This window comes from Pseudoxanthomonas sp. USHLN014, assembly GCF_037153335.1.
Lineage (GTDB): Bacteria > Pseudomonadota > Gammaproteobacteria > Xanthomonadales > Xanthomonadaceae > Pseudoxanthomonas_A > Pseudoxanthomonas_A winnipegensis.
In genome coordinates this window covers 152156-170668 of sequence record NZ_JBBCKO010000006.1, presented here as the reverse complement: position 1 = coordinate 170668, position 18513 = coordinate 152156, and the positions used below count along the sequence as shown (strand labels likewise).

The 18513-nt window shown below is 69.4% G+C and carries 21 protein-coding genes; 9 read left to right on the top strand and 12 right to left on the bottom strand.

All coding sequences use genetic code 11. From position 1 onward, the window contains the following. Nucleotides 1-21: 21 nt before the first annotated feature. Nucleotides 22-516 carry a DinB family protein gene (locus WFQ05_RS12795; protein WP_337054132.1) on the top strand — a complete coding sequence of 165 codons (495 nt, stop codon included), beginning with the start codon at nt 22-24 and terminating at the stop codon, nt 514-516. 61 nt (nt 517-577) lie between these two features. Here the strand turns inward: WFQ05_RS12795 and WFQ05_RS12790 are convergent, their stop codons facing one another. The 8 genes from WFQ05_RS12790 to WFQ05_RS12755 form a co-directional block, all read right to left on the bottom strand. Then, nucleotides 578-1456 carry a peptidylprolyl isomerase gene (locus WFQ05_RS12790; protein WP_337054188.1) on the bottom strand — a complete coding sequence of 293 codons (879 nt, stop codon included), beginning with the start codon at nt 1454-1456 and terminating at the stop codon, nt 578-580. 206 nt (nt 1457-1662) lie between these two features. Beyond that, complete coding sequence (locus WFQ05_RS12785) at nt 1663-2832, bottom strand: DUF4105 domain-containing protein (RefSeq protein WP_235872775.1); 1170 nt, start codon at nt 2830-2832, stop codon at nt 1663-1665. Nucleotides 2833-2849: 17 nt separating this feature from the next. Continuing rightward, the gene (locus WFQ05_RS12780) at nt 2850-3713 is read right to left on the bottom strand and encodes a transporter associated domain-containing protein (protein ID WP_130519850.1); all 864 of its coding nucleotides are present in this window, start codon (nt 3711-3713) and stop codon (nt 2850-2852) included. A gap of 81 nt (nt 3714-3794) precedes the next feature. Continuing rightward, nucleotides 3795-4379 carry a hypothetical protein gene (locus WFQ05_RS12775; protein ID WP_337054131.1) on the bottom strand — a complete coding sequence of 195 codons (585 nt, stop codon included), beginning with the start codon at nt 4377-4379 and terminating at the stop codon, nt 3795-3797. After that, nucleotides 4376-4873 carry an rRNA maturation RNase YbeY gene (gene ybeY, locus WFQ05_RS12770; protein ID WP_130523466.1) on the bottom strand — a complete coding sequence of 166 codons (498 nt, stop codon included), beginning with the start codon at nt 4871-4873 and terminating at the stop codon, nt 4376-4378. Before ybeY ends, WFQ05_RS12775 begins: the two co-directional genes overlap by 4 nt. A 12-nt stretch (nt 4874-4885) precedes the next feature. After that, entirely contained in the window at nt 4886-5860 is a 975-nt protein-coding gene (locus tag WFQ05_RS12765; protein ID WP_130523467.1) for a PhoH family protein, read from the bottom strand. 7 nt (nt 5861-5867) lie between these two features. Further along, nucleotides 5868-6788 (bottom strand): class I SAM-dependent methyltransferase, encoded by a 921-nt coding sequence (locus tag WFQ05_RS12760; protein WP_337054130.1) that lies wholly within the window; start codon nt 6786-6788, stop codon nt 5868-5870. Between the two features lies 1 nt (nt 6789). Then, nucleotides 6790-8196: an FAD-binding oxidoreductase gene (locus WFQ05_RS12755; RefSeq protein ID WP_337054128.1), complete on the bottom strand. Its 1407-nt coding sequence runs from the start codon at nt 8194-8196 to the stop codon at nt 6790-6792. Between the two features lie 121 nt (nt 8197-8317). Here WFQ05_RS12755 and WFQ05_RS12750 point away from each other — a divergent pair, with 121 nt between their 5' ends. After that, on the top strand, nt 8318-9094 hold the full coding sequence (locus WFQ05_RS12750) for a helix-turn-helix transcriptional regulator (protein ID WP_337054127.1): 777 nt from the start codon (nt 8318-8320) through the stop codon (nt 9092-9094). Here the strand turns inward: WFQ05_RS12750 and WFQ05_RS12745 are convergent, their stop codons facing one another. Both WFQ05_RS12745 and miaB read right to left on the bottom strand, forming a co-directional pair. Next, nucleotides 9095-9913, bottom strand: coding sequence for a shikimate 5-dehydrogenase (locus tag WFQ05_RS12745; protein ID WP_286577015.1), 819 nt, complete (start codon nt 9911-9913; stop codon nt 9095-9097). Continuing rightward, nucleotides 9910-11340: a tRNA (N6-isopentenyl adenosine(37)-C2)-methylthiotransferase MiaB gene (gene miaB, locus WFQ05_RS12740; protein WP_337054126.1), complete on the bottom strand. Its 1431-nt coding sequence runs from the start codon at nt 11338-11340 to the stop codon at nt 9910-9912. The genes WFQ05_RS12745 and miaB overlap by 4 nt, the downstream gene beginning before the upstream one ends. A 200-nt stretch (nt 11341-11540) precedes the next feature. Here miaB and WFQ05_RS12735 point away from each other — a divergent pair, with 200 nt between their 5' ends. The 7 genes from WFQ05_RS12735 (at nt 11541) to WFQ05_RS12705 (ending at nt 17005) form a co-directional block, all read left to right on the top strand. Continuing rightward, nucleotides 11541-12461, top strand: coding sequence for a lytic transglycosylase domain-containing protein (locus WFQ05_RS12735; protein WP_337054125.1), 921 nt, complete (start codon nt 11541-11543; stop codon nt 12459-12461). 187 nt (nt 12462-12648) lie between these two features. After that, nucleotides 12649-13269, top strand: coding sequence for a ubiquinol-cytochrome c reductase iron-sulfur subunit (gene petA, locus WFQ05_RS12730; protein ID WP_130519869.1), 621 nt, complete (start codon nt 12649-12651; stop codon nt 13267-13269). After that, a complete protein-coding gene (locus WFQ05_RS12725; protein WP_337054124.1) occupies nt 13269-14534 on the top strand; it encodes a cytochrome bc complex cytochrome b subunit in 1266 nt (421 codons plus the stop codon). The genes petA and WFQ05_RS12725 overlap by 1 nt, the downstream gene beginning before the upstream one ends. Further along, a complete protein-coding gene (locus WFQ05_RS12720; RefSeq protein ID WP_130519873.1) occupies nt 14527-15273 on the top strand; it encodes a cytochrome c1 in 747 nt (248 codons plus the stop codon). The genes WFQ05_RS12725 and WFQ05_RS12720 overlap by 8 nt, the downstream gene beginning before the upstream one ends. 164 nt (nt 15274-15437) lie before the next feature. Continuing rightward, nucleotides 15438-16067, top strand: coding sequence for a glutathione S-transferase N-terminal domain-containing protein (locus WFQ05_RS12715; RefSeq protein ID WP_130523470.1), 630 nt, complete (start codon nt 15438-15440; stop codon nt 16065-16067). A gap of 100 nt (nt 16068-16167) precedes the next feature. After that, complete coding sequence (locus WFQ05_RS12710) at nt 16168-16611, top strand: ClpXP protease specificity-enhancing factor (protein ID WP_130519878.1); 444 nt, start codon at nt 16168-16170, stop codon at nt 16609-16611. Between the two features lie 154 nt (nt 16612-16765). Then, on the top strand, nt 16766-17005 hold the full coding sequence (locus tag WFQ05_RS12705; protein ID WP_337054123.1) for a hypothetical protein: 240 nt from the start codon (nt 16766-16768) through the stop codon (nt 17003-17005). Nucleotides 17006-17038: 33 nt separating this feature from the next. Here the strand turns inward: WFQ05_RS12705 and WFQ05_RS12700 are convergent, their stop codons facing one another. Both WFQ05_RS12700 and WFQ05_RS12695 read right to left on the bottom strand, forming a co-directional pair. Further along, nucleotides 17039-17371, bottom strand: a complete 333-nt coding sequence (locus WFQ05_RS12700; RefSeq protein ID WP_130519882.1) for a DUF3301 domain-containing protein — start codon at nt 17369-17371, stop codon at nt 17039-17041. 43 nt (nt 17372-17414) lie between these two features. Then, nucleotides 17415-18482, bottom strand: a complete 1068-nt coding sequence (locus WFQ05_RS12695; RefSeq protein ID WP_337054122.1) for a DUF2272 domain-containing protein — start codon at nt 18480-18482, stop codon at nt 17415-17417. Nucleotides 18483-18513 lie beyond the last annotated feature (31 nt).

The window sequence follows — 18513 nt, the reverse complement described above, 5'->3', positions numbered from 1 at the left end:
CTGACTTTTGGGAGCAAGCGGATGGAGAAGCAGTTTGGCTACAAGGCATGGGCCAACGCGGAGATGTTCGAGGCGCTGGCCACGATTGATCCGCAGCAGCATCCGGCGCAGTGGAAGCGCGCGGTGCGGCTGATGAATCACGCCTACGTGGTGGACCGGATCTTCGCCGCCCATCTGCAGGGGACGGCTCACGACTACCAGGCGACCAACACGCGGGACACGCCGACCCTCGAAGCCTTGCGCGAAGACGTCGCCGCATCCGACGCCTGGTACCGGCAGTACGTGGCGACGCTGGAAGCCGGCGCGCTGCACGCGCCGGTCTCCTTCTCCTTCACCGATGGCGAAGCGGGCACCATGACCCGCGCGGAGATCCTGTTCCACGTGCTGGCGCACGGCGCCTACCATCGCGGCAACGTGGGGATGGTGCTGGCCGAGTGCGGTCGCGATCGCCCGAGCGACACCTTCACCCGCTATCTGCACGCCAGCGAACCGGGGCGGCGCCAAGGGATTGTCTAGGACGCGCGGATCGCGTCAGCACGCCGCATGGCGCTGACGCGGCGGCGTCCCCGCGCCTCGCTTACTTCTTGCCGCCCGGCGTCCGCACCGGCAGCGGCACGTTGCACAGGTCGATGTGGCCGGCCGGACGCTTGTAGAAGTCGTCCACGCGGTTGCGCTTGGCTTCGACCACGTCGCGGAAGGTCTGGCTGTCGGTGCGCAGCAGCTCCAGCGGCGTGCGCTCGGCGGCGGGCACCTCGCTGGCCAGGCGGATCGACTTGATCGGCGTGCGTTGCGCCGGGTCGGTATAGAAGCCCATCGGCTCCGGGCCGCGCTGGATCGTACTCAGCAGCTCCATGCCCTTCACCACGCGGCCGACCACGGTGATGTTGTCGTCCAGCTGGCGCGGCGATTGGCCGATGACCACGTACAGCTCGGCGCCGATGCTGCTGTCGTCGGCGTTGTTGCGGCCCGCGCCCAGCGTGCCGTAGCAGTGCGCCAGCCAGGCCTTGCCGTCGGCGCCGTCGCGCGCGGCCGGGAAGCCGTCGACGAAGCCCACCTGCCTGGCCCAGCCATCGCGGTCGGGCAGCGGCTGGAAGTCCAGGCCCTTGGCGCTGCGGTGGAACTCGGCCGGCAGATGGGTCTTCGCGCTGCCCAGCGACTTGGCCTTGGCCGGGTCCTCGCCATCCACATCGCCGAACTGCACCACGAAGTTGTCCTGCGAGCGGTAGATGCTGGTGCCGTCCCAGAAGTGCTCGTGGGCCAGGGTCGTGATGTTGGCCACATGCTCGGGCGCGAACGCCGGCGCCAGTTCGATCACCACCCGGCCGCTGGCCAGCTCCAGGTAAAGCGTGCGCGCCGGGTCGAGCGTGCGCCAGTCGCTGGCCGGCGAAGCGTCGAGGATCTGCTGCCCGCTGCGGTACGGCTTCTTGGCCTGCGCGGCCGCGCCGCCCACGGCCATGGCGGGCAACAGCGCGAGCAGCAGCGCGGCGGTGAGGCGGGCGGGAGCGGGCATGTGGCGACTCGTGGCATGGAAAGGATGGGCCGATTCTGACCGGGCGCCCCGCGCCACGCCAGCGAGGCGCGCGCCTGCGCGCTCCAGCAAGACAGGCGGGAAGCGGAACCCGACGCTGGCGCAGGCCCGCGGGGGCCTGCAAGCGCGTGGAATCAGCGCGTCGCGCGCTGCGCGGTCAGCACATACGCCAGCGCCAGATGCACCGGCACCAGCAGCGCGACCCAGGCGATGTTGGCCTGCACGTTGAACGGGAACCAGTGCAGCATCCACGCCAGCACCGACAGCGCCGCCACCAGGCGCAGCAGCCAGCGCGACCACGCCGCCAGCGCGCGGCCGCGCAGCACCTGCACCGCCGCGGGCAGCAGCAGCACGCACAGCGGATCGAGGAGCAGCAGGTTGCGGTTGGCCCAGCCGGCCACGTGGCCGCTGCCGAACCAGATGAACAGCATCAGCGCGCCGGCCAGCGTGCACACCAGCCAGAACACCAGCGCCACGCCGCCGACCACGCGCCGCGCGCGCGTGCCCAGCCACACCAGCGCGAACGCCACCAGCACGCCGGCCAGCAGCCACGGCCACCAGCTGCGCGCGGTCTCCGGCGGCTCGGGCGCGATGCGGTGCGGCAGCAGCTGCTGGGTCGACTGCACCAGCGGGCGGCCCTGGGTGTTCTTCACCTGGGTCAGCGCATCGGCCAGGCGCATCGGCACGAAGGCCTCGTCCCAGCGCGAGAGCTGCCGGTCGGCGTAGGGGCCGAAGCCCAGGTCGAAGCCGATCCACATCCACCAGGCCGGCGAGGCCAGGCGCACCGACTCGCTGCGGTAGGTGTTGCCGCGCGAACGGCCGGCCAGCTGCTTCTTCAGCGCCCCGCCCATGGCCGCATCGAGCGCATCGCGCACCTGCGTGGCGCAGTTGCTGGTGAAGTAGTCGTAGGGATAGCGCGCATTTTCCGGACGCGCGCGCCAGGCCAGCGAATCGGCCAGCGCCTGCGCCTGCTGCGGGGTCAGGTCCAGCCACTGGATCGACACGCCGCGGCCTTCGGCCTGGTAGCTCTGCAGGTCCTCCTGCAGCGGCAGCGCGACCAGGTAGTACAGCATCTTGCCGTCGATGAAGCGGCGCACGAAGCCCGGCTCGTCCGGATCGAAGAAGCCGAAGTTGTACGAGGTGGCCTGGCCGGTCTGCGGATCGGCGACCACCAGCGCGTCATGGCCGAAGCGTTCGAAGAATACCTCGCCCGGCTGCATGGTCATCACGCCGATGCGCGGCGCGGCCGGCGCGGCACAGGCCAGCAGCGCGAACACGAGCGCGCACAGCAGGCGCGCCAGCAGGCCGGTGGTCTTCAAGCTCAATCCTCGGGCAATACGCCGACGTGGAAGGCGTGCACGCGGCGCGCATCGGCCTTGGCCACGCGGAAGGCGAAGCGCCCCAGCGTCAGCTCCTCGCCGGTCTCGGGCAGGTGGCCGATGGCGTCGGTGACCAGGCCGCCGACGGTGTCGTACTCGTCGTCGGGGAAGTCCGCGCCGAAGCGCTCGTTGAAGTCCTCGATCGGCGTCAGCGCGTCGACCACGTACTGGCCATCGGCCTGCGCGGCGATGCGCGAGGCCTCGTCCTCGGCCTCGTCGTGCTCGTCGTCGATCTCGCCGACGATCTGCTCCAGCACGTCCTCGATGGTGACCAGGCCCGCCACGCCGCCGTATTCGTCCACCACCAGCGCCATGTGGTTGCGCGAGAGGCGGAACTCCTTGAGCAACAGGTTGAGCTTCTTCGATTCGGGGATCAGCACCGCCGGGCGCAGCAGCTCGCGCACCGTGCCCGGGCCGTTGTCGGCGACCACGCCGCGCAGCAGGTCCTTGGCCAGCAGGATGCCCAGGATCTCGTCCTTGTTTTCGCCGTGCACCGGGAAGCGCGAGTGGCCCGATTCGACCACCTGCTGCATCAGCTGCAGGAAGGGCGTGTCCACGGCCAGGGAGACCATCTGCGAGCGCGAGACCATCACATCGCCCACGGTGAGTTCGGCCACCGACATGGCGCCTTCCATCATCGTCACGGTGTCGGCCTCGAGCAGGCCGTTGTGCTGGGCGTCGCGCAGCAGCGCGAGCAGGTCTTCGCGGGATTCCGGTTCGCCGGAGAACGCCTGGCTCAGGCGTTCGAGCCAGCTGCGTCGTTTTTCAGGGATTTCCGACGCGGTTGTACTGTCGTCTTCAGACATTGGGGGGTGGACGGCACCCGGCAATCGCGGGCGTGGCCGGCAGTCTAGCAGAACGGTTTCGGGCGCCGGCTGACGCCGCGTTCAGTGGGCCTGGGCCTGGGCGGCGGGCGCCGCCGGGGCCGGATCGGGGCCTTCGGTATCCAGGTTGTAGCTGCAGCCGGCCAGCGTCTTGCCCGGGTGCGAGGCGACGTTAGAGACATTGAGGATGATGGCCTGGATCAGGGTCTGGCCGCTGGCCGGATCGGTCCGTGTCGTCGCGCGCAGCTGCTTGCCGAAGATGGCCTTCTCCGGCGTGTCGATGCCGGTCTCCAGCTCCAGCTGGTGCGCCAGCGGGCGCGGATCAGGCAGGCCCAGGATCGCCATGATGCTGTCGCCGGCGAAGGCGATCCGGTCGGTGGCATGGCCGAAGACGGTGATCGGTGCGGCCAGCTGGAATTCGGTCATGAACTGGTTGACCTGCGGCAGCGGCTTCCAGCCCAGCGCCACGGCCTTGAGCGGGTCGCTCACGGCGGGGGCCAGTGCGAGGAAGTCCGGGACCTCCTTGCGGCATTCGATCAGCGCGGCCAGGTCGGGCTTGGCGATCGGCGTGGCCTCGGCCGCATGCGCGCGCGGCGGGGCGAACGGCGCGCACAGCAGCAGCGCGGTGGCGAGCGCGCGCCGGCTCATGCGGCGCCGTCCGCCGCGTAGGGATCGTCGATGCCCAGCTCGGCCAGAATCTCGCGTTCCAGCTGCTCCATCGCCTCGGCCTCGGTGTCGTCCTCGTGATCCCAGCCCAGCAGGTGCAGGGTGCCATGCACGGTCAGGTGCGCGTAGTGCGCCAGCAGCGCCTTGTCCTGCTCGCGCGCCTCGCGCGCCACGACCGGCGCGCAGATCACCAGGTCGCCCAGCAGCGGCATGGTCACGCCCTTGGGCAGCTTGATCGTCTCGTCCAGCTCGCCCGGGAAGGACAACACGTTGGTCGCGTAGTCCTTGCCGCGGTAATGCCGGTTGAGCGCGCGGCCTTCCTTGGCATCGACCAGGCGGATGGCCAGGTCGGCCTCGCGGATGCGGCCCTTCAGCGCCGCGGCGACCCACTTGCGGAAGCTCACCGCGGACGGAAGGCCGGCGCGCGGCAGCGCATAGCTAACCGCGACCTGCAGATGGATCGGACCCTGGGTCATGTCGGTTTCAACTCACGCCGGATCGGCGGCCTTGTCGTCGCGCGCATCGTAAGCCCGCACGATGCGCGCCACCAGCGGATGGCGCACCACATCGCGCGCGCCGAAGAAGCTGAAGGAGATGCCGTCCACGCCGCGCAGCACCTCCAGCGCGTCCTTAAGCCCGGAGCGGATGTGCTTGGGCAGGTCGGTCTGGCTCATGTCACCGGTCACCACCGCGGTGCTGCCGAAGCCGATGCGGGTCAGGAACATCTTCATCTGCTCGACGGTGGTGTTCTGCGCCTCGTCCAGGATCACGAAGGCATCGTTGAGCGTGCGCCCGCGCATGTAGGCCAGCGGCGCGATCTCGATGACGTTCTTCTCCAGCAGCTTGGCCACCTTCTCCACGCCCAGCATCTCGTACAGGGCGTCGTAGAGCGGGCGCAGGTAGGGGTCCACCTTCTGGCTCAGGTCGCCGGGCAGGAAGCCGAGCTTCTCGCCGGCCTCCACCGCCGGACGCACCAGCACCAGGCGCTGCACGCGCGCCTCGTTCAGCGCCTCCACCGCCATGGCCACGGCCAGGAAGGTCTTGCCGGTGCCGGCCGGACCGATGCCGAAGTTGATGTCATGGGTGGCGATGGCGTGCAGATAGGCGGCCTGGTTGGGGCCGCGGCCGCGCACCGTGCCGCGCTTGACCTTGATCGCCACGTCCTGCGGCGCGTAGCCACCGGCGGCGACATGCTCCAGGTTGGCCTCGTTGAGGCGCAGGTGGATCGCATCGGCGTCGAAGGTCTCGGTCGCGGCTTCCGCGTACAGCGTATGCAACAGCTGCTCGGTCGCCGCCACGGCCCGGTCCGGGCCCTGCACGCGGAACACGTTGCCGCGGTTGGAGATCTCCACGCCCAGCTTCAGTTCGATCTGGCGCAGATGCGCATCGAACGGCCCGGCCAGGTTGGCCAGCTGCTCGGTGTCGTAGGGGTCGAGGGTGAAATCGTGATGGTGGGTCGTCATAGGCCGCCTAGGGTAGCGCGGCGGCCCTGAGTCGGCTGTGTGGAGAGGCGGCTGCAACGCTGTGGTCCGGATGCAGCGGGCGGCCGTGGAACAGCCATTCCCCGGGCGCGGGGTCGGGATCATCCGCATCGTCGGCGTCGGCGATTCCGTCCATCCGTACGCCCCCTTGGCCGAGCAGCGTCGGCAGGGCCTGGCGCGTCGCGCCCCAGCGGAACGGTTCGCCGCGCCGCCCCAGCCAGCGCCGCACCCAGGGGCGCTGCCGAACGAAGCCGGGCGCGCCGTCGTGGCACAGCGCCATCGCGGTGGCGATCAGGCGTGCATCGGGCAGGGCGCGGGCCAGCTGCCGCAGCAGCGCCTGCGCCGTGTCCAGCGGCAGGTACATCAGCAGGCCCTCGGCGACAATCAGCGTGGGCAATTCCGGCGCGAAGCCGGGCAATCCGCGCAGCCAGCGCGCCAGCGGCACCGTCCCGAGTTCGCCAGGACACAGCCGCAGGCGCGGATCGTCGAGGCACAGCGCGCGCAGCGCGGCCTGTTTGATCGCCAGCGTGGCCTCGCGATCGACCTCGAACACGCGCAGCGCCGGCGCCTGGTCCAGCAACGCCTGTGCCAGCCCGTCGAAGCCGGCGCCCAGGATCAGCACCTGCTGTACGCCCTCGGCGCAGGCCTGTCGCGCCCATCGCCGGATCCGACGCTTGCGCCAGGCGTAGTGCGCGCCGATGCCAGGCAGGCAGGCGGCCTCGAGCAGCCGCAGCAGGCCGCGGCCAGGCCGCGTATCGACTGCGCGCAGCAGCCGATCGCCGCCGCTCCCGGCGCGCTGCAGGCAGGCACGGGCGATGGCGGCGTTGCGCTGCGCGGACGGCGTGCGATCCGTCCGCGCCTCGCGTACCGCGGCGGCGGCGAGCAGCATCGAGGTGCTGAGGCCGGCCATGTCAGCGCGTCACCAGCGCGGCGTGGTGGCGATACCAGTCGCTCTGCCAGCGGCCCTGCGGATCGAGCGCGCGCTTGGCGCGGAGGAACTCGGCGAAGCGCGGATGCGCCGCCTGCACCTGCTCGCGCGTGGCCCAGCGGTGATAAGTCAGGTAGTAGCTGCCACCGAACCACAGCGCATCGTCGATCAGCGCGCGGAAGGCCACGGCCGCGGCCTGCACGCCGGCCGGGCCATGCTGCACGTGCAGGTTGAACACCACGCAGGCCCAGTCCTGCCGTGCCCACGCCAGCACGCTGGTCGTTTCGCGTTCGATCAGGCGCACCGTGCCGTAGACCGGCTGGGCGTGGTGGCGACGCAGGCTGTCGGCGGCGCGGCTCATGAAGCCCGCCAGCGCGCCGCGCGGCACATACAGCTCGGTGATCATCTCCGAGCCACAGTGGCCCAGGCTGCGATCGACCGCCGTGTGATAGTCCTCCAGATACACGCCGGTCTGCTGCGCATCGCTGGCGTAGTGCTGGCCGTCGGTGGTCAGATAGAAGTCGGCGTATTCCTGGAAGGCGCGCGAGGGCGCTTGGTGGGCCAGCCACAGCAGCCGGCCGAAGTCCTCGGCCTGCAGATGGCGCGGCGCGTCGGGTTCGACGCCATCGGCCGGGCGATAGCAGGACAGCACGCCCAGATCGAGGAAATCCTCACTACGCGGATCGATCGCGAACTGAAAATCGCCATACGTGCAGCCTTGGGCGATCGCGTCCTCGAACGCGCGCTGCACGCCGCCGATGCGGGCCAGCGAAACCTGGCGGCGTAGCGTGCGCCGGGGCGTCAGCCGCAACGTCATCTCCACCACCAGGCCGAAGAGCCCGTAGCCGCCGGCCACCAGGGCGAACAGCTCGGCCCCCTCGCCGCGGCTGGCCTGTACCCGCTGGCCCTGCGCATCGATCAGCACCAGCGCCTCCACGTCCTCCACGAACGGGGCCAGGCACAGCCCGCGCCCATGAATGTTGGCGGCCAGTGCGCCGCCCAGGCTGAAGTCGTCGGCGCCGGTCTGCTTCTGGCGGATCGTCCAGCCCGCCGTGTTGTCCGGGCAGGCCGCCAGCCAGGTCAGCAGCGCGGGCCAGCGGATGCCGGCTTCGACCGTGATCAGGCCGCGCACCGGGTCGAAGTCCACGACGCGGTCCAGCGCGGCGGTGTCGAGCACCTGGCCATCGGCGAGAAACTGCTGGCCGCCCATCGCATGCCGCGCGCCGGCGGCGATCAGTGGCGATCCGGCCCGCGCGCTGGCGCGGATCGCCGCGCAGGCCTCGGCCACCGAGCCGGGCCGCAGCACGTGCGCCCGCGTGGGATTGAGGCGGGCATGGACATCGTTGAGCAGTTCGGCGGGACGACAGGCTGGAGCGGGCAGGGCGGGCATGCGCGTGCTTGGCTGGAGAGGTGAGCGCACCCTGCGCGCTGCGGATCAAGATCCGCAATCAAGTTCGGACAAGTATCGGAATATGATCCCGTCCATCCTCCTGTGACGCGCCTCCATCGCCATGGCCGACCGCGAACGTCTGCTCACCGCGCTCAAGCGCCTGCTCAAGGAACGCGGCTGGCGCTATGCCGACCTGGCCGCGGCGCTGGGGGTGTCCGAGCCGACGATCAAGCGCGTGCTGTCCAGCGGGCGCATGGACCTGGCGCGCCTGGAGCAGATCTGCGAGGTGCTGGACATCGACTTCTTCGAGCTGGCGCGCACGGCCCGCGGCGCGCGCGAGTCGCGCCGCCATCTCACCCTGCACCAGGAGCGGTCGTTGGCGGCCGAACCGCGGCTGATGACCGTTTTCCACCTGCTATGCCAGGGCTGGCGTACCGCGGCGATCGGCGAAGGCTTCGGACTTCGGCCGCCCGAGCTGGTGCGGCTGCTGGCCCAGCTCGATCGTCTGCGCCTGCTCGACCTGCTGCCGGGCAACCACGTGCGCCTGTGCGTGCCGCGCGATTTCTCATGGCGCGACGACGGGCCGGTGCGCGCCCGCTACCTGCAGATGGCCAGCCATGAATTCCTCAAGGACGACTTCGCCGCGGCCGAGGCGCACCTGGCCCTGGAAATCGGCGAACTCGGCGAGGCGTCGGTCGCCACGCTGCGGCGCAAGCTGGATAAGCTGGTGGTCGACTTCAAGGAGGCGGCCGAGCTGGACATCAGCCTGCCGCCGGAGCGGCGGCGCAGCGTCGGCATGCTGGTCGCGCTGAGGCCGTGGGTGTTTTCGCTGGTCGACAGCCTGCGTGCGGAAAGCGCGCCGCCTGCCCGCGATCCGCGCAGGCGCGCGCGGCGCTGATCAGCCCAGCGCGTGCGCAGCGGCGCGGGCGACCAGCTCGGGTTCGGGCCGCACGCCGGTGTACAGGACGAACTGCTCCACCGCCTGCAGCACGATCACCTCGCCGCCGGTGATCACCGGCTTGCCCAGGGCGCGCGCCAGCCGGATCAGCGGGGTTTCCACCGGGATGGCGACCACGTCGAAGACCAGCTGCGCCGCGGCGACTTCCGCTTCGGTGAAGGCCAGCGATTGCGCATCGGAACTGCCTTCCATGCCGATCGGGGTGACGTTGACCAGCAGCCCGGCGGTCACGCCGCGCATGTCCTCGGACCACTGCCAGCCGGCGGTGCGCGCCAGGCGCTGGCCGGCCACCGCGTTGCGCGCCACCACCCAGCCCCGGGCGAAGCCGCCGTCGCGCAGCGCGCAGGCGGTGGCCTTGGCCATGCCGCCGCTGCCGCGCAGCGCCACCGGCGTGTCCGTCGACAGCCCGCTGTCGGCGATCAGCGTGGCCACCGCGGTGTAGTCGGTGTTGTAGCCGCGCAGCACGCCCTCGGTGTTGAGGACGGTGTTGACCGAATCGATCGCCTTGGCCGACGGCTCCAGGCCGTCCAGCAGCGGGATCACCGCCTCCTTGAAGGGCATCGACACCGCGCAGCCGCGGATGCCCAGCGCGCGGATGCCGGCGATCGCGCCCTCCAGGTCGGTCGTGGTGAACGCCTTGTACAGGTAGTCCAGGCCGAGCGCGTCGTAGAGGTAGTTCTGGAAGCGCGTGCCGAAGTTGCCCGGCCGTCCGGACAGCGACATGCACAGCTGGGTGTCGCGGCTGATGCGCGCGGTCATGCGGCCCGCTCCGTGTCGGTGACCACGCGGCCGCGCAGCGAGTTGGTCAGCGCCTCGGTGATCAGCACATCGACGAACTGGCCGATCAGGCGCCGCGGCGCGGGGAAGTTCACCGAGCGCATGTTCTCTGTCTTGCCGGTGAGCTCGTTGGGATTCTTCTTCGACGGGCCTTCGACCAGCACGGTCTGCACGCTGCCGACCATCTTCTGCGAGATCTCCGCGGCGAAGGCGTTGATGCGCGCCTGCAGGCGCTCCAGGCGCGCGTGCTTGATCTGGCTGGGCGTGTCGTCGGCCAGGTCGGCCGCCGGCGTGCCCGGACGGCGCGAGTAGATGAAGGAGAAGCTCTGGTCGAAGCCCACGTCCTCGATCAGCTTCATGGTCTTCTCGAAGTCCGCATCGGTCTCGCCGGGGAAGCCGACGATGAAGTCCGAGCTGATCGAGATGTCCGGCCGCACGGCGCGCAGCTTGCGGATCTTGGACTTGAACTCCAGCGCGGTGTAGCCGCGCTTCATCGCGCTGAGGATGCGGTCGCTGCCCGCCTGCACCGGCAGGTGCAGATAGTTGGCCAGCTGCGGCACGTCGCGATACGCGTCGATGAGCGTGTCGGAGAACTCCAGCGGATGGGAGGTGGTGAAGCGGATGCGGCCCACGCCCTCGATCTGGGCGATGGTGCGGATCAGCATGCCCAGATCCGCGATCTCGCCCTCGCCGTACGGGCCGCGGTAGGCGTTGACGTTCTGTCCGAGCAGGTTGATCTCGCGCACGCCCTGGGCGGCCAGCTGCGCCACCTCGACCAGCACGTCCTCGAACGGCCGGCTCACCTCGGTGCCGCGGGTGTAGGGCACCACGCAGAAGCTGCAGTACTTGCTGCAGCCTTCCATGATCGACACGAACGCGCTGGGTCCCTCGGCCCGCGGTTCGGGCAGGGCATCGAACTTCTCGATCTCCGGGAAGCTGATGTCCACCTGCGGGCGGTTCTGCTCGCGTCGCGCGCGGATCAGCTCGGGCAGGCGGTGCAGGGTCTGCGGGCCGAACACCAGGTCCACGTAGGGCGCGCGCTTGACGATGGCCTCGCCTTCCTGCGAGGCCACGCAGCCGCCGACGCCGATGATGACCTCGCGGTCGCCGGTCTTGAATTCCTTCCAGCGGCCCAGTTGGCTGAAGACCTTCTCCTGCGCCTTCTCGCGGATCGAGCAGGTGTTGACCAGGATGACGTCGGCCTCCTCGGGCCGGTCGGTCAGCTCCAGCCCTTCGGCCTGGGCGAGCACGTCGGCCATCTTGGCCGAGTCGTACTCGTTCATCTGGCAACCGTGGGTCTTGATGTACAGCTTGCCGCGCACCTGCGCCGGCCGGCCGGCGACGAAGGGCAGGGGGACGAGCGAAGTGTCGCCCGAGTTGGGCAGGGTGACGTCTGGCGTCCCGGTCATGGCGCTTAATCCAGTCGGGTGGGCGGGGAAGCCGGCTAGTTTAGCGGCTTGACGGCTTGCGCCGGACGGCAGGCGCACCGGGCAGTCGCGCGCGAGGGGCGAGGAGGGCAAAAGCTGTGCCGCCTCCCACCGGCGCATCGCCCTGCCGCCCGCACGCCGAATGCTTGTTAAGTCATTGATAAGCTGGGACACTCGCGCCCATGAGGGGGCTGCTGCGACTGGGGATGATCGCTGCCGCGCTGGTCGCGCTGCCGGCCAGCGCCGGCACGTTGTACAAGTGCGTCGGCACCGACGGGATCCCGGCCTACGTCAGCAAGCGCGTCTCCGGCGCCACCTGCACGGTGGTGAGCCAGTACCGGGCCGAGCCGGCGCGCCGCGCCCAGGCCAGCGCGCCGGCACACAGACCTCCTGCGCCTGCCGCGGCTGCCGCCATGGTGCCGCCCAGCGTCGAGTCGCGGCCTTCGACGGCCATCGTCCCGGCCGCACCGCCGCCGCCGACCGCCGCCGTGGCCAAGCCCGCCGCCGTGCCGCCGCGCCGCGTGGTCAGCGGCCAGGTCTATTCCTTCATCAAGGACGGGGTGCGCAACTACACCAGCGCCCGTCCGCGCGGGCTGGCCAGCGCCGACATCCGCACGATCAAGTACAGCTTCATCGAGACCTGCTACGCCTGCGGCAATCCCAACCTCAACTTCGGCGCGGTGCGGCTGAACACGGTCGCCTACGAGAGCGAGATCGCCTCGGCCGCGCGCGAGTTCGGCGTGGAAGAGGCGATCGTGCGCGCCATCATCCATGCCGAATCCTCCTACAACCCGCTGGCGCTCTCGCGTGCCGGCGCGATGGGGCTGATGCAGCTGATGCCGGCCACCGCGCGCCGTTTCGGCGTGGACGATGCCTACAACGCCACGCAGAACATCCGCGGCGGCGTGCAGTACCTGGCGTGGCTGCTCAAGCGCTACCAGGGCAATCTGACCCTGGCCGCGGCCGGCTACAACGCCGGCGAAGGCGCGGTGGACCGCAACGGCGGCGTGCCGCCCTATGCCGAGACCCAGCGCTACGTGCAGCGCGTGGGCGTGCTGGCCGAGCGCTACCGGGCCAACCTGGGAACGGTCGGTCTTCGCTGAACGGATGTTGCGCTGCAGTACCGGAATGGCCGGGTTTTCCTTTTCCAACTGATTGATCGGAAAGGGATTGTTGTGGCGAAATTTTTTATTCAGTTAGACTCCGACGCGCTCTTGCGATGAGGCCGTTCCATCGGCCCCATCACTGGCAGCCAGACAGCTACCTCAAGATGTTTTCGCGGAGTAAGGGATGGCCAACGACGAGGTCACAATGCCCGTGGATGCGGGGCGCCGCCGGTTCCTGACGGCCACCACCGCAGTCGTCGGTGCCGTGGGTGCAGGCTTTCTGGCCGTCCCGTTCATCAAGTCATGGAATCCAAGCGCCCGGGCCAAGCTCGCCGGCGCACCGGTGACCGCCGACATCACCGGGCTGCAGGAAGGCCAGCGCATGGTGCTGGAATGGCGCGGCCAGCCGATCTGGGTGGTCAAGCGCTCCAAGGCGATCCTGGACGCGCTGCCGAGCCTGGACGATCGCCTGCGCGATCCGGAGAGCACCAACAAGGACCAGCAGCCGGCCTACGTGCTCAAGGGCAATCCCGAGTTCCGTTCGATCAAGCCGGAGATCTCGGTGCTGGTCGGCCTGTGCACGCATCTGGGCTGCTCGCCGGAGATCATCGCCGAGATCCGCCCCGAGCCCTTCGATCCGCAGTGGAAGGGCGGCTACTTCTGCCCCTGCCACAAGTCGCGCTTCGACATGTCCGGGCGCGTGTTCCAGGGCGTGCCGGCGCCGATCAACCTGCTGGTGCCGCCGCATCACTACCAGGACGACAACACCATCATCATCGGCGTCGATCCGCAGGGAGCTGCCTGATGTCCAACGTCATCACGCGAGCGGCCAACGGAGTCTTCGACTGGGTCACGGCGCGGGCGCCCGGGCTGATGCCCATGTACCGCAAGCACATGAGCGAGTACTACGCGCCGAAGAACTTCAACTTCTGGTACTACATGGGCTCGCTGGCCCTGTTGATCCTGGTCAACCAGATCGTCACCGGCATCTTCCTGACGATGAACTACAAGACCAGCGCGGCCGAGGCCTTCGCCTCGGTCGAGTACATCATGCGCGACGTCGAGTGGGGCTGGCTGATCCGGTACATGCATTCCACCGGCGCCTCGCTGTTCTTCATCGTGGTCTACCTGCACATGTTCCGCGGGCTGATGTACGGCAGCTACCAGAAGCCGCGCGAGCTGGTGTGGATCCTAGGGATGCTGATCTACCTGGTGCTGATGGCCGAGGCCTTCATGGGCTACGTGCTGCCCTGGGGCCAGATGTCGTTCTGGGGCGCCAAGGTGATCATCTCGCTGTTCGGCGCCATCCCGGTGATCGGGCAGGGCCTGACCGAATGGATCATGGGCGACTATCTGCCCAGCGATGCCACGCTCAACCGTTTCTTCGCCCTGCACGTGATCGCGCTGCCGCTGGTGCTGTTGCTGCTGGTGGTACTGCACCTGGGCGCGCTGCACGAGGTCGGCTCCAACAACCCGCAGGGCGTGGACACCAAGCACGGGCCCAAGGGCAACCGCTGGAACAAGACCGCGCCGATCGACACGATTCCGTTCCACCCGTACTACACGGTCAAGGACCTGGTCGGCGTGGGCTTCCTGCTGGTGATCGGTGCGTTCATCATCTTCTTCGCGCCGGCCTTCGGTGGCCTGTTCCTGGAGCACGACAACTTCACCGAGGCCAACCGCCTGGTGACGCCCGAGCACATCAAGCCGGTCTGGTACTACACGCCCTACTACGCGATGTTGCGCGTGGTGCCCAACAAGCTCGGCGGCGTGCTGGTGATGTTCTCGGCCATCGCCATCCTGTTCACCGTGCCCTGGCTGGACCGCGGCAAGGTGCGCTCGATCCGCTACCGCGGCCTGCCCTACAAGATCGCGCTGGGGATCTTCGCCTTCAGCTTCGTCTACCTGGGCAAGATCGGGTCGGGCCCCGGCACAGACATCACCGAAACCTACATCGGCCGGGTGCTGACCTGCTGCTACTTCGGCTTCTTCATCTTCCTGTGGGTGTACACGTTCTTCGGCCTTGAACGCACCAAGCCGGTGCCCGACCGGGTGAGCACGCATGACTAAGCGCCTTCTCCCGCGGCTGGCGGCCTTCGCCGCTGGCCTGCTGCTGAGCACCGGCCTGCTGGCCGCCGAGGGCGGCGCGACGCTGCAGGCCGGCAACGACCTGAGCGACAAGGCCTCGCTGCAGCGCGGCGCCAAGCTGTTCATGGGCTACTGCTCGGGCTGCCACTCGCTCAAGTACCTGCGCTATTCGCGCATGGCCCAGGACCTGGGCCTGACCGAGGACCAGGTGATGGCCAACCTCAACTTCACCGGCGCGCCGGTGGGGCAGCAGGTGCAGGTGGCCATGCCGCACGACGGGGCGACCAAGTGGTTCGGCAAGATGCCGCCGGACCTGAGCCTGATCGCGCGCGTACGCGGTCCGGACTGGGTCTACACCTACCTCAAGTCCTTCTACCTGGACGAGAGCCGGCCGCTGGGCTGGAACAACAAGCTGTTCCCCAACGCCTCCATGCCCAACCCGTTGTGGGAGCTGCAGGGCCTGCAGCACGCCAAGTTCGGCCCGGAAGACCCGCAGACCAAGGAAAAGCCGGTCGAGGCGCTGGTGCTGGCCTCGCCCGGGACCGAGAGTCCGGCCGAGTTCGACCGCACCGTGCGCGATATCACCAACTTCCTTGAGTACGCCGGCGAGCCGGCCGCGCTCAAGCGCCAGAGCATGGGCGTGTGGGTGATCCTGTTCCTGGCGGGGCTGACCTTCCTGGCATTCCTGCTGAAGAAGGAGTTCTGGAAGGACGTCCACTAAAGCGGGGTCATGACCTCCAGCAGGGGTGCGCAAATCGGCGGCTGCCTGCTATGTTCATGTTCATCGCGTCTCGCGGCATGCCGCGACGCGGTGTCCAGGCAGGAAGCCTGGCAGAAACAGGCGTGGCCGGTGGATGCCGGCCGCTGGATGAGCCCGACAAGGTGATGAGTGCCCGCATGCGAAATACCCTGACGCTGTTCTCCTCCGTGGATGATGTGCTGTGCCACCGCGTGCGGCTGGTGCTGGCCGCCAAAGGCGTCAGCTACGACCTGGTGCCGGTCGATCCGCAGAATCCGCCCGAGGACCTGATCGACCTCAACCCCTATCACTCCGTGCCGACCCTGGTCGAGCGCGACCTGACGCTGTACGCCGCCTCGGTGGTCAGCGAGTACCTGGACGAGCGCTACCCCCACCCGCCGCTGATGCCGGTCGATCCGCTCTCCCGCGCGCGCCTGCGCCTGGCGATGCTGCGCATCGAGGTGGACTGGGTGCCGCAGGTGCAGGCCATCCAGCTTGGCAACAAGGCCCAGGCCGACGCCGGCCGCAAGCGCCTGAAGGAGCTGCTGACCGCCTCGGTGCCGCTGTTCAAGGCCAGCAAGTTCTTCCTCAACCCGGAAATGAGCCTGGCCGACTGCGCCATGGCCCCGATCATCTGGCGCCTGCAGTCGCTGGACGTCGGCCTGCCCAAGGACGGCAAGGCGATCGAGGATTACGGCAACCGCATCTTCCGCAATCCGGGCTTCGTGCGCAGCCTGACCGAGCAGGAAAAGAAGCTGCGCGATCTGCCGGCCTGAAGGCAGGAGTGAGCGCGAAGCGCTGAGGCGTGGATGAGCAGGTGGCGCTTGCGCCGCCGTCTTCTCCCCCTCATTCCTCGCTCTTGGCTAAACTGCGGGCATGACTGAAGACGTGCCCCCGATGACCAGCCATCGCCCGTATCTGCTGCGGGCGCTGGCCGAATGGATCGCCGACAACGACATGACCCCGCACCTGCTGGTCGATGCGACCCAGCCCGGGGTGCAGGTGCCCTCCAGCGCGGTCAAGGAAGGCCGGGTGGTGCTCAACATCGCCCAGCGTGCGGTCGCGCACCTGGTCATCGACAACCTGACGGTCAGCTTCAGCGCCCGCTTCGGCGGGGTGAGCTATCCGGTCAACGTGCCGATCTCGGCGGTGCTGGCGATCTATGCGCGCGAGACCGGCCAGGGCATGGCGCTGCCCGAGGACATCGCCGCCGGGCAGGGTCCGCACGACGATGATGAGCCGCCTTCGCCCGATGGCGCGGCCCCGGACGAACCGACGCCGCCACCGGCCAAGCGCCCGCATCTGCGCGTGGTGAAATAAGGGACGCCGAGAAAATCTCTACCGTCGTTCCCGCGAAAGCGGGAACCCAGCGCCTTTCACGCGGCAAGGCCAAAGGCGCTGGATTCCCGCTCTCGCGGGAATGACGGAGTTATGGTTTGCCGTAAGCCTGCACCGTTGCCGCCGGGAAGCCACCATGCCCGATCCACACGCCGACTACTGGTTCCCCGCCAAGCGTTTCGGCTTCGGCTGGGGCCTGCCGTGCCGCTGGCAGGGCTGGCTGACGATGATCCTGTACCTGGGCGTGGTGGTCGGCGCGAGCGTGCTGTTCCGCCACGGCCATCACACGCAGGCACACCTGATCGTCATCGGCGTGGCGACGGCGCTGCTGGTGCTGGTCTGCGTGCTCAAGGGCGAGCCACCGCGCCGCGGTTGAGACGCACAGCGCCGGCCGAATGAAGCTCCGGCTTCAGTGCAGGCTGGGGAACTGCGCGGTGTTGTCCGCGCGCGTAGGCCCGACGAAGGACACCAGCCGCTGCCCATGCAGCACCATCTTGCCGGTGTGGCGCTCGACGCCGTCGTGGGAATAGTCGAAGCGGAAGCTGCGCTCCAGCCCCAGCCTGCCGTCCTCGCCGCGGCGCAGGCGCACGCCGGTGGCCTGCACGCTCTGGTCCAGCCACAGCACGCCGGCCGCCTCGCAGGCGTTGCGACCGACCTGGGTGGCGCGTTCGGCCGCGGCGCGCGAGGCGTTCCACCAGAAGAACACGGCCGCGCCGAAGATCAGGATGAGGATCGGAGTCATGGCGCGACTTTAGCGGTGCGCGGGCCTGCGCGGCAGGCGTGGATCACTCGCCGCTTTTCAAGGGCGCCGCGGCCTCGACCGGCGGTGCCGCGGCCGGCGGCGTATTCGGGGCCGCGGCTTGGCCCGGCGCCTCCGGCGCAGGCGGGGCCTGCGGCAGGGGCTGCGGATCCACGGGCGGCGGCGCAGCAGGCGCGGCGGGCGCCGGGTCGGCCACCTGCAGCTTCAGCAGCACCGCCCAGTCCTGGCGGTTGAAGTTGCACTGGTCGGGTTGTGCGGGCGTGCATTCGGCGCCCGGGCCGGTGGCGTCGCCGCCGTCCTCGCTCACGCGCGGCAGCGGCAGGACCACGCGGCCGCTGCGGTCCAGGTCCAGCTGGCGCATGGTCACCGCGTTGAGCACGTTGCCGCCGATCAGGTGCAGGGTGCGGTCGCCGCCGACGTTGGCCGCCACCACGATGTCGCAATGGGATTGGTTGGGCACGCCGGCGCGGGAGGCCAGGGCGGCGTTCAGGCCGGCGAAGCCCATCACCTGGCGGCGGTTGCGGATGAAGCACAGCAGGTCGCCGGGCGCGGGCTTCTCGATCGTTGGATCGGTGAAGCGGTAGGGGCCGCCGCTGCCACCGTCGCGAAAGGCCGCGCGGATGTAGTCGATGTGGCGCGGCGATCGGGTGAAGTTCATGACACCGGCCCGCGTCATGATCCAGGACACGAACGCCGCCGACCACGGCGTGTCGATCAGGAACGCGCGGCAGTCGCTGTCCGTGAGGCGATTGCCCGGCGGTGCCCAGCAGCTGGCCGCGCCGGGCTCGCCTGCGACCTGCGACAGCGTGCCACTCTCGCGCCAATAGCCGGCCACGCGCTGCCAGGGCACCAGGCCGTGGTCGGCCAGGTTGCCGCTCTCGGCTTCGGTGACGCGCAACGAGGCCAGCCGGCCCTGACGGTCGATGAAGGGGCGCATCCACTGCCGGTGCTCCTCACAGGCGGCACGGACGATGGCGATCGCGGCCTGGCTCAGGCCGAAGCGCGGCGGGGCGTCGCAGACCTCGATCGCCTGCGCCCGGGTGCCGATGCCCAACAGCAGCAGGGCCAGGACGCGCGTCCAGCGAAACGGCATCGTCTGCGGATCCTTGAGGAATGTGAGTTCT

Excerpts from the sequence above, each read along its gene's own strand:
- WFQ05_RS12795 (WP_337054132.1), top strand. The coding sequence starts at position 22 with ATGGAGAAGCAGTTTGGCTACAAGGCATGGGCCAACGCGGAGATGTTC.
- WFQ05_RS12790 (WP_337054188.1), bottom strand. The coding sequence starts at position 1,456 with ATGGCCGTGGGCGGCGCGGCCGCGCAGGCCAAGAAGCCGTACCGCAGC.
- WFQ05_RS12780 (WP_130519850.1), bottom strand. The coding sequence starts at position 3,713 with ATGTCTGAAGACGACAGTACAACCGCGTCGGAAATCCCTGAAAAACGA.
- WFQ05_RS12775 (WP_337054131.1), bottom strand. The coding sequence starts at position 4,379 with ATGAGCCGGCGCGCGCTCGCCACCGCGCTGCTGCTGTGCGCGCCGTTC.
- ybeY (WP_130523466.1), bottom strand. The coding sequence starts at position 4,873 with ATGACCCAGGGTCCGATCCATCTGCAGGTCGCGGTTAGCTATGCGCTG.
- WFQ05_RS12765 (WP_130523467.1), bottom strand. The coding sequence starts at position 5,860 with ATGACGACCCACCATCACGATTTCACCCTCGACCCCTACGACACCGAG.
- WFQ05_RS12760 (WP_337054130.1), bottom strand. The coding sequence starts at position 6,788 with ATGGCCGGCCTCAGCACCTCGATGCTGCTCGCCGCCGCCGCGGTACGC.
- WFQ05_RS12755 (WP_337054128.1), bottom strand. The coding sequence starts at position 8,196 with ATGCCCGCCCTGCCCGCTCCAGCCTGTCGTCCCGCCGAACTGCTCAAC.
- WFQ05_RS12750 (WP_337054127.1), top strand. The coding sequence starts at position 8,318 with ATGGCCGACCGCGAACGTCTGCTCACCGCGCTCAAGCGCCTGCTCAAG.
- WFQ05_RS12745 (WP_286577015.1), bottom strand. The coding sequence starts at position 9,913 with ATGACCGCGCGCATCAGCCGCGACACCCAGCTGTGCATGTCGCTGTCC.
- miaB (WP_337054126.1), bottom strand. The coding sequence starts at position 11,340 with ATGACCGGGACGCCAGACGTCACCCTGCCCAACTCGGGCGACACTTCG.
- WFQ05_RS12735 (WP_337054125.1), top strand. The coding sequence starts at position 11,541 with ATGAGGGGGCTGCTGCGACTGGGGATGATCGCTGCCGCGCTGGTCGCG.
- petA (WP_130519869.1), top strand. The coding sequence starts at position 12,649 with ATGGCCAACGACGAGGTCACAATGCCCGTGGATGCGGGGCGCCGCCGG.
- WFQ05_RS12725 (WP_337054124.1), top strand. The coding sequence starts at position 13,269 with ATGTCCAACGTCATCACGCGAGCGGCCAACGGAGTCTTCGACTGGGTC.
- WFQ05_RS12720 (WP_130519873.1), top strand. The coding sequence starts at position 14,527 with ATGACTAAGCGCCTTCTCCCGCGGCTGGCGGCCTTCGCCGCTGGCCTG.
- WFQ05_RS12715 (WP_130523470.1), top strand. The coding sequence starts at position 15,438 with ATGAGTGCCCGCATGCGAAATACCCTGACGCTGTTCTCCTCCGTGGAT.
- WFQ05_RS12710 (WP_130519878.1), top strand. The coding sequence starts at position 16,168 with ATGACTGAAGACGTGCCCCCGATGACCAGCCATCGCCCGTATCTGCTG.
- WFQ05_RS12705 (WP_337054123.1), top strand. The coding sequence starts at position 16,766 with ATGCCCGATCCACACGCCGACTACTGGTTCCCCGCCAAGCGTTTCGGC.
- WFQ05_RS12700 (WP_130519882.1), bottom strand. The coding sequence starts at position 17,371 with ATGACTCCGATCCTCATCCTGATCTTCGGCGCGGCCGTGTTCTTCTGG.
- WFQ05_RS12695 (WP_337054122.1), bottom strand. The coding sequence starts at position 18,482 with ATGCCGTTTCGCTGGACGCGCGTCCTGGCCCTGCTGCTGTTGGGCATC.